General features: G+C 64.7%; 8 protein-coding genes. 1 reads left to right on the top strand and 7 read right to left on the bottom strand.

Features of this window, described 5'->3' with window-relative positions; all coding sequences use genetic code 11:
* Window positions 1-159: 159 nt before the first annotated feature.
* A complete protein-coding gene (locus PMI42_RS37185) occupies window positions 160-1,287 on the bottom strand; it encodes an alkene reductase (protein ID WP_008145202.1) in 1,128 nt (375 codons plus the stop codon).
* 118 nt (window positions 1,288-1,405) lie between these two features.
* Window positions 1,406-2,902, bottom strand: coding sequence for an aldehyde dehydrogenase family protein (locus tag PMI42_RS37180; protein ID WP_008145200.1), 1,497 nt, complete (start codon window positions 2,900-2,902; stop codon window positions 1,406-1,408).
* 183 nt (window positions 2,903-3,085) lie between these two features.
* On the opposite strand from PMI42_RS37180, the gene PMI42_RS37175 reads away from it, so the two are divergent.
* Entirely contained in the window at window positions 3,086-3,931 is an 846-nt protein-coding gene (locus PMI42_RS37175) for an SDR family NAD(P)-dependent oxidoreductase (RefSeq protein ID WP_008145199.1), read from the top strand.
* 114 nt (window positions 3,932-4,045) lie between these two features.
* On the opposite strand, the gene PMI42_RS37170 is transcribed toward PMI42_RS37175, so the two are convergent.
* The 5 genes from PMI42_RS37170 to PMI42_RS37150 all read right to left on the bottom strand — a co-directional run.
* Complete coding sequence (locus tag PMI42_RS37170; protein WP_008145196.1) at window positions 4,046-4,252, bottom strand: hypothetical protein; 207 nt, start codon at window positions 4,250-4,252, stop codon at window positions 4,046-4,048.
* Window positions 4,253-4,325: 73 nt separating this feature from the next.
* The gene (locus PMI42_RS37165) at window positions 4,326-4,739 is read right to left on the bottom strand and encodes a Rieske (2Fe-2S) protein (protein ID WP_008145193.1); all 414 of its coding nucleotides are present in this window, start codon (window positions 4,737-4,739) and stop codon (window positions 4,326-4,328) included.
* Between the two features lie 7 nt (window positions 4,740-4,746).
* Window positions 4,747-5,859, bottom strand: a complete 1,113-nt coding sequence (locus PMI42_RS37160; protein WP_008145191.1) for an amidohydrolase family protein — start codon at window positions 5,857-5,859, stop codon at window positions 4,747-4,749.
* Window positions 5,860-5,874: 15 nt separating this feature from the next.
* On the bottom strand, window positions 5,875-6,936 hold the full coding sequence (locus PMI42_RS37155; protein WP_008145187.1) for an amidohydrolase family protein: 1,062 nt from the start codon (window positions 6,934-6,936) through the stop codon (window positions 5,875-5,877).
* 146 nt (window positions 6,937-7,082) lie between these two features.
* Window positions 7,083-8,027: nitroreductase family protein (locus tag PMI42_RS37150; protein ID WP_157195891.1), on the bottom strand; the 945-nt coding region annotated here is incomplete at its 5' end.

The following is an 8,027-nucleotide window of genomic DNA, read 5'->3' as shown; positions in this document are numbered from 1 at the left end:
CTGGATTGCTTCGCTGCGCTCGCAATGACGGAGTTCGTGGGCTCGTCGGAGCGACGAATATAGACCCGTAGCCCGGATAGAGCGAAGTGCAATCCGGGATCTATGCCTCGTGGGACGAAACCCGGATTTCGCTGCGCTCCATCCGGGCTAAGAAGGTCCCTACGCCGGCGTCAGCTCGTCATAAACGGGATAATCCGTATATCCCTTCTCCTCGCCGCCGTAGAACGTCGCGCGGTTGTACGGCGTGATCGGATAGTCGTGCTCCAGCCGACGCGGCAAATCGGGGTTGGAGATGAAGATGCGGCCGAAGGCGATGATGTCGGCGTGTCCGTCGGCGATCGCCGCGTTCGCGCTCTCGCCGGTGAAGCCGCCGGCGGTCATCAGCACGCCGCTGTAGTGCGGACGGAACAGCACCATTGCGGAGGGCACATTCTCCCAATGGACGTCGGCCCGGCCAGCGCCGCTGGAGCGCGGTTCGATGAAATGGAGATAGGCAAGACCGAGCTTGTCGAGCGCCTTCACCACATGGGTGTAGAGCGGCATCGGATCGGGCTCGCCGGAATCGTTGGCGATGCCGTGCGGCGACAGGCGGACGGCGACGCGGCCCGCACCCCAGACGTCGATCGCGGCCTGCGTGACTTCGAGCAGCAGGCGCGCGCGGTTCTCGATTGATCCGCCATATTGATCGGTGCGCTGGTTGCTGCGCGATTGCAGGAACTGCTCGAGCAGATAACCATTGGCGCCGTGGACCTCGACGCCGTCGAAACCGGCGGCGAGCGCGTTCCTGGCGCCCTGCCGGAAGGCCTCGACGATAGCTTTGACCTCGTCGGTCTCCAGGGCGCGCGGCGTCTCGTAATCGGCGATATTGCCGTCGGCGGTCATCGCCTTCATGCCCTCGGCCTTGATCGCGATCGCCGAGGCCGAGACCGGCAGCTCACCGCCGTGGAAGGAGGAATGCGAGACCCGGCCGACGTGCCAGAGCTGGAGGAAGATGATGCCGCCCTTGGCATGCACGGCATCCGTCACCTTGCGCCAGCCGGCGATCTGCGCCTCCGAATAGATGCCGGGTGTCGCCGGATTGCCGCGGCCGTGCGAGAGCACCGGCGAGGCCTCGGCGATCAGCAGGCCGCCCTTGGTTGCGCGCTGGCCGTAATATTCGGCGTTGAGCGGCCGTGGCGAAAAGCTCTCGCGCTCGGCGCGCATGCGCGTCAACGGCGCCATCGCGACGCGATGGGCGAGCTTGTACGGACCGACCTGCAACGGTTTGAACAACGCCTCGAACTTCATGTGGGCCCCGACTTTCTATGGAAGGATGCGGATCATATAACGAGGGGCGGCCACCGGAAAAGGCGCCGCCCATCAAAAGCAGATATTCCCTCTCGCGGAACGCGGAAGAGAACAGGCCTTACGCCGTCTTGACCCAGACCGCCTTCACGTTGAGATATTCCTCGACATGCTGCTTGCCGGACTCGCGGCCGTAGCCGCTCATCTTGTAGCCGCCGAACGGCACGGCCGGGTCCATCGCCTGGTAGCAATTCACCCACACCGAGCCGGCGCGCAGGCTCTTCGCAACCGCATGGGCCTTGCTGACGTCACGCGTCCACAGGCCCGAACCGAGGCCGAACGTGGTGTTGTTGGCGCGCTTGACCAGCTCGTCCATGTCCTTGAACGCGATCGCGGAGATGACGGGGCCAAAAATCTCCTCCTGCGCAATGCGCATGTTGTCCTGCACACCTGCGAAAACCGTCGGCGAGACGAAGAAGCCCTTCGACAACGCGCCTTCCGTGGCTCGGCCACCGCCGGCAAGGGCCTTGGCGCCTTCCTTCTGGCCGATGTCGAGGTAGCCGGTGACGCGCTTGAGTTGCTCCTCGGACACCAGCGGGCCGATCTGCACGTTGGGATCGAGGCCGTTACCGACTTGCAGCTTCTTGCCGAACTCGGCGACGCGGCCGACGAATTCCTCGTAGATCGACTGCTCGACGAACAGGCGCGTGCCGGCGCTGCAGATCTGGCCCGAATTGGCGAACACCGCCATCGCGGCGCCGGGGACGGCCGCATCGAGATCGGCGTCCGCGAACACGATGTCCGGCGACTTGCCGCCGAGCTCGAGCGAGACACGCTTGAGGTTGCCGGCCGAGGCGCGGATGATCGACTGGCCCGTGACATGCGAGCCGGTGAAGGCGACCTTGTCGACGTCATGATGCGAGGCAAGCGCGGCACCCGCGGTCTCGCCATAGCCGGGCACGACGTTGACGACGCCGGGCGGGATGCCGGCTTCCATCGCCAGTTCCGCGATACGAAGCGAGGTCAGCGGCGCCTCTTCGGCGGGCTTGAGCACCACGGTGCAGCCGGTTGCGATCGCCGGACCGATCTTCCAGATCGTCGCGGTGAGAGGGCCGTTCCAGGGAATGATGGCGCCGACGACGCCGATCGGCTCCTTCAGCGTGTAGGAGAAGATTTCGCCGGGCAGCGAGTTCTCGATGGTCTCGCCGTGGATCGCGGTGGTCTGGCCGGCGTAATAGCGCAGCATGCCGACGGCGCGCAGGCGATAGGCGCGAGTGCGGCTGAGCGGCGCGCCCATGTCGAGCGTGTCGAGCTGCGACAATTCGTCAAAATTCTTCTCGACGAGGTCGGCAAGCTTCAAGAGCAGATTCTGCCGCTCGAACGGCTTGACCTTGCTCCACGGACCTTCGAAGGCGCGGCGGGCTGCCGCAACGGCACGATCGATGTCCTCCTTGTCGCCCTCGGCGACCGTCGCAAGCAACTCGCCGGTCGCGGGGTTGTGGGTCTCGAAGCGCTTGCCGGAGGCGGCATCGACCCACTTCCCGTCGATCAGCATCTGCTTGTAGGACCCGTTGGCGAACGGGTGGCGCGTGATCGGAATAGCCTGCGACACAGCCATGGTTGCACTCCCTGTCAGGTCATTGATTGGTTCGATCTCGGTAGGACCGTTAGGTCGGAGAGAATACAGCGGTGCCGGAGAGCCGTAAAGGCGGCGTGGAACGAAGACCTCCCATGCCGACTTGTGCAGGGTCGCGCGAGCGCCATGTTATAGCTCGACCGAGCCCCTTTTCGGAGACGAACCATGCCGCACCCTGCCATCATCAAAGACAATGTCGCCGTGATCACAGGCGGCGCGTCCGGCATCGGATTTGCCGCCGCCGCAGCCTTCGCACGCGCCGGCATGAAGGTGTGCATCGCCGATGTCGATGAGACCCGACTGGCGGAGGCCGCAGCAAAACTGTCATCGATCGCTCCTGCCACACATGTGATGACCTTCGCTGTCGACGTCGGCAAGGCGGAGAGCGTCAGGGAACTGGAACGCGCCGTAGGCGCGCATTTCGGCGGCACCGACCTGCTCATGAACAATGCCGGCATCCAGCCCGGCAGCACGCTGTTTGGCGAGCCCGACAATTGGCAGCGCGTCATCGCCGTCAACATGTGGGGCATCATCAACGGCTCGCGCATCTTCGCACCCGGCATGATCGCGCGCGGCAAATGCGGCCTCATCATCAACACCGGCTCCAAGCAAGGCATCACCACGCCGCCGGGCGATCCCGCCTACAACGTCTCCAAGGCCGGCGTGAAGGCATTTACCGAGGCGCTCCAGCACGAGCTTCGCAACACCAGGGATTGCCACATCACCGCGCACCTCCTGATCCCCGGCTTCGTCTTCACCGGCCTCACCGCGAAGGGCCGCACGGAAAAACCGGCCGGCGCCTGGACGCCGGAGCAGACCGTGGACTTCATGCTGGCGCGACTGCAAGCCGGCGATTTCTACATCCTGTGCCCCGACAACGACGTGCCGCGCGCGCTCGACGAGAAGCGCGTGCTGTGGGCTGCCGGCGACATCGTCGAGAACCGCCCGCCGCTGTCGCGGTGGCATCCGGACTATGCGGATGCATTCGCGAAGTTCGTGAAGGGGGAGTAACTATCAGACCTTCATGGTGAGAAGCACGGAACGCGCGCCTCGAACCATGCAGGCCCGTCTCGGGCCTCTATCCTTCGAGACGCCCGCCTTCGGCGGGCTCCTCAGGATGAGGGGTCACAGCGTCTCCTGCTGATGCCCGCAATTCTTGCAGGCGAACTTGACCCGGGTCTGGCCCTTTTCAGCCTGCACCCGGTTTGGCGCGCCGCACTTGCCGCAGACGGCCTCGATGCGGGTCGCGCCCTGCTTGACGACGATGGTCTTCTTTTCCATCGATTCGCGGATCAGGCGCTCGGCCTCCTCACGCAGGGATTGTTTCGACAAAGCTCATCTCCGCCTCTGGAAAGCGCGAGAGCCATAACGCACCTAGGCTGGAATCTCAATCCGCAATGCCGGCTCAGACCTCGACAATCACATAACTGTCCTCGACATGCACCGGAAACGTCTCGGCAACATAGGGCCCCTTCTGGAGCTCGTCGCCGCGTTCCACCGCGACGGGATATGACCGGATCTTGACACGCTTCGGGTCGAACCAGGACTGGCCGTTGCGCATGTCGAACTCCCAGCCGTGCCAGGGGCAGCGCAGCATCTCGCCGACGCGGGAACGCTCATAGACACCGGGCTCCGGTGAGGTCAGCCGCGCCACACAGGCGGCTTTCTCCAGCGGCGCGCCCTCGTGGGGACAGCGGTTCAGCAGCGCGAAGAACTCGCCATTGACGTGGAACACGACAATATCGCGGCCGGCGACGTCGACGACCTTGTTGCCGCCGGGCGGGATCTCCGAAGTGGTGGCGACGATGTGACGGGCCATGCCGGTCTCAGAACCTGTAGACCGCGCGGGCGTTGGTGCTGAAGATTTTCTTCCGCTCGGCTTCGGTCAGCGGCGTCTTGAAGGCGAAGCGCGGATCGTCGAAATCCCAGTGCGGATAGTCCGACGAGAACAGCAGACGGTCGATGCCGACCCATTCGATCAGCGACCGCAGGTGCCGCGCCTCGTCCGGCTCGTCGATCGGCTGGGTCGTGAACCAGAAGTTTTCGCGCACATATTCCGACGGCTTGCGCTTCAAATGAGGCACCTCGCTGCGGAAGCGCTCAAAGTGCTGGTCCATGCGCCACACCGCCGACGGGATCCAGCCGAAGCCCCCCTCGATGAAGACGATCTTCAGTTTGGGAAAGCGCTCCGGCACGCCCTCGATGACGAGGCTCGCAAGCTGCGCCGCGATGGTGTGCGCGTTGGACTGGTGCTCCTCGACATAATAGGAGGGCCAGCCGCCGCCGGTCGGCGCGTGGCCGCCATAGCCGCCGACATGGATGCCGAGCGGCAAATCGAGCTCCTGTGCGCGTTCGTAGATCGGCCAATAGCGGCGGCGACCGAGCGGCTCATTGGCGCGCGGCGAGACGTTGATCTGGATGTATTCGCCGATCTTGGCGCAGCGCTCGATCTCGGCAATGGCAAGATCCACACCGTCCTGCCCGACCAGGATCGAGGCTTTCAGGCGGGGATCGCGGTGCGACCAGAACGCCAGCTGCCAGTCGTTGATGGCGCGCTGGATCGCGGCACCGAATTCCAGGTTCTGCTGCGAGAAGATGAAGAGATCGAGCACCTGCAGGATGCCAAACTCGACGTCGAGCGGATCGAGATGCTGTTTCTGCATGAAGGCGAGATCGGAACCCGGCACACCGCCCGTCGGCGGCCAGGCATCGCGCCGGGCGATCAGCGGCGAGGAGCGCGGATAGGGCGTGGTGAAGAGATAGGGCGTGCGCAGATGGCTGCCATATTCCTTCAGATGCTGCTGCCAACGCTTCGGCAGGAACTCGTTGAGATCATCCGCCGAGCGCAGGCTCGGATGCACGTCGCAATCGACGATGCGCAACCGCGTCGCGGCAGGCTTTTCGTCGTCGCGTAGCGGACGGTCGATGACATCACTCATGCGAACCTCCAATGATCAGTTGAGCGACAGCCGCGGGAACGTCTCCAGCGGATTGTCGATGCACATCTTTTCAATGATGCTCTTCGGCAGGTTGGGCGGGATCGGATCGTCGCCGTCGAACTGCCAGTGCGGATAGTCGGACGCAAACAGGAACATCTTTTCCGAGCCGATCTGGTCGATGATCTCCTCGACGCTTTTGGCATCAGTGGGCGCATCGAACGGCTGCATGGTGACGCGGAAATTCTCGCGGATGATCGCGGCCGGCTCGCGCTCGACCCATGGAACCTCGACACGGACACCGCGCCAGGTCTTGTTGGCCCGCCACATGAAGGCCGGCAGCCAGCTGACGCCCGACTCCATCAGCACGACCTTCAGGTTCGGAAACTTGCCGAACACGCCCTCATAGATCAGGCTCAAAATCTGCGCCTGAAAGGCCTGCGCCTCGACGAAATAATATTCGTAGCGATGCGAGGGCCACCCCGCGGAGCTCGGCGCCTGCCGATATTGCGTGCCGGCGTGGATCGCGAGCGGCAGCTTGTACTTCTCCGCCAGCCGATAGACCGGCCAGAAGTGCCGCCGGCCCAGCAGCGTCTCGCCCTGCGCCAGCACGAGGATGGAAACGAAGCGGTTGTCGCCGGCGCGGCGCTCGATTTCCTCGATCGCGAGATCCGGGTCCTGCATGGGCACCACGATGGAAGCGCGCAAGCGCGGATCGCGCGACAGCCATTCGGCGGCGATCCAATCGTTGATGGCCTTGCAGAAATCGGCCGCCATGTAGGCGTCGAACACGGCCTGCGCGCCATAGAGCACATTGAGGATCGCGTGGCTGGCGCCGAGCTGATCGAACGCGCCCTTCTGCACCATGGCAAGATCGGAACCGGGCCTGGCGCCGTTGGCCGGTCGCCAATCGGCGCGGCCCGACAGCGGCATGCTCGGCGGATAGGAGGTGAGGTCGAGGCCGTCGATGGCGCGGCTCACCACCTGCTCTTTCCAGTGATCGCTGAGATAGGGAAGCAGCGTCGTGCGGGTGCCACCAACCGCCGGGTGGATGTCGCAGTCGATCCGCGTCGCCGCCATGGAGCTTCCTCGCGCAGGTCTTTATTGGCGACGTTCTTATGCGCCGCCCGCGCAGAGTGCTCCGACCTCCACCGCGGCGCAAGGGCGTGCACCCGCGCGATCCGTCATGGCTCGGTTGCATTTCGCAGCCGCGATATGGGACGGCGCTAGACGATCAGTTGATCGACCGGCAGCCGGAAATGCCGCGGCGCTCGCGCTTGCGGCAGATGGCCGACGCGGAACACATTGACGAGACGCAGCTCGTCGCCGACCCCGGCCATGGCACGCAGCCTGTCATTGAAGGCCGGGTTATCGGCCAGCGACGACATCGGGCAGGCTGCGAGCCCCGCGCGATCGATCTCGAGCCAGGCACGATAGAAATGACGGCCGCTCACAAGTGGGTCCTCCCCACGCGGCCGGCAGAACAGGACGATGGCGGCCGCCGACTGCGTCTTGGCGCGGTCGGACAGCAGGGGTGCCGCAAGACCGAGCCTGTCGAGCAACGGGAACAGCGCCCCCAACACGAGGCCCGCGCCGGCTGCCTCGATGGCGCTCATCGCCATTGCCTCGCGGTTTAGACCGCTTTGCTGATAGAGCGGATCGTTCGGCGACAGCCGCATCCAGGCCAGCAGCTCACGGCGAAATTCGGGCTCGCGAATGAAGGAAAGCTCGGCTTCGTCAGCCCAGGCCGCGATGTCGGGGATCTGCTTGCGATCGCGGATGCAGACGAGATCGGGGCGTGAGGCGGCAAGCTGTGCCAACGCAGCCTCATCTTGCAAAGACGCAAGGAAAGTGCCGCGCCAGGACATTCGTCGCGGCACGCTCTCGGTCAACGGATCGGACGCGCTGCTGCTACCGATCGCCAGCCAGCACAGCGCCGCATGGGATGAACCGGGCGGCTGCTCCTCGATCGCGATATCGGCAATCGCCAATCCGCGCCGGTTGAGCGCAAGGCTCATCCCTTCCAGCGCCGCGCCGTGCGACACACGGACATCATGTCCGGTGGGGTCGGCGATAGGCGCCCGCACATTGGTGTCATCGACGAGCGCCAGCCGGCCGTCGGCGAACATCCGCCAGCGCGTCGGCTGGATGTTGTGGACGCTCGGCGCCAG

This window comes from Bradyrhizobium sp. YR681, from assembly GCF_000282615.1.
GTDB lineage: Bacteria > Pseudomonadota > Alphaproteobacteria > Rhizobiales > Xanthobacteraceae > Bradyrhizobium.
This window is presented reverse-complemented; position numbering and strand designations above follow the sequence as displayed.

What these genes read in the sequence shown, in the direction of transcription:
- PMI42_RS37175 (WP_008145199.1), top strand. Translation starts at nt 3,086, where the DNA reads ATGCCGCACCCTGCCATCATCAAAGACAATGTCGCCGTGATCACAGGC.
- PMI42_RS37180 (WP_008145200.1), bottom strand. Translation starts at nt 2,902, where the DNA reads ATGGCTGTGTCGCAGGCTATTCCGATCACGCGCCACCCGTTCGCCAAC.
- PMI42_RS37160 (WP_008145191.1), bottom strand. Translation starts at nt 5,859, where the DNA reads ATGAGTGATGTCATCGACCGTCCGCTACGCGACGACGAAAAGCCTGCC.
- PMI42_RS37155 (WP_008145187.1), bottom strand. Translation starts at nt 6,936, where the DNA reads ATGGCGGCGACGCGGATCGACTGCGACATCCACCCGGCGGTTGGTGGC.
- PMI42_RS37185 (WP_008145202.1), bottom strand. Translation starts at nt 1,287, where the DNA reads ATGAAGTTCGAGGCGTTGTTCAAACCGTTGCAGGTCGGTCCGTACAAG.
- PMI42_RS37165 (WP_008145193.1), bottom strand. Translation starts at nt 4,739, where the DNA reads ATGGCCCGTCACATCGTCGCCACCACTTCGGAGATCCCGCCCGGCGGC.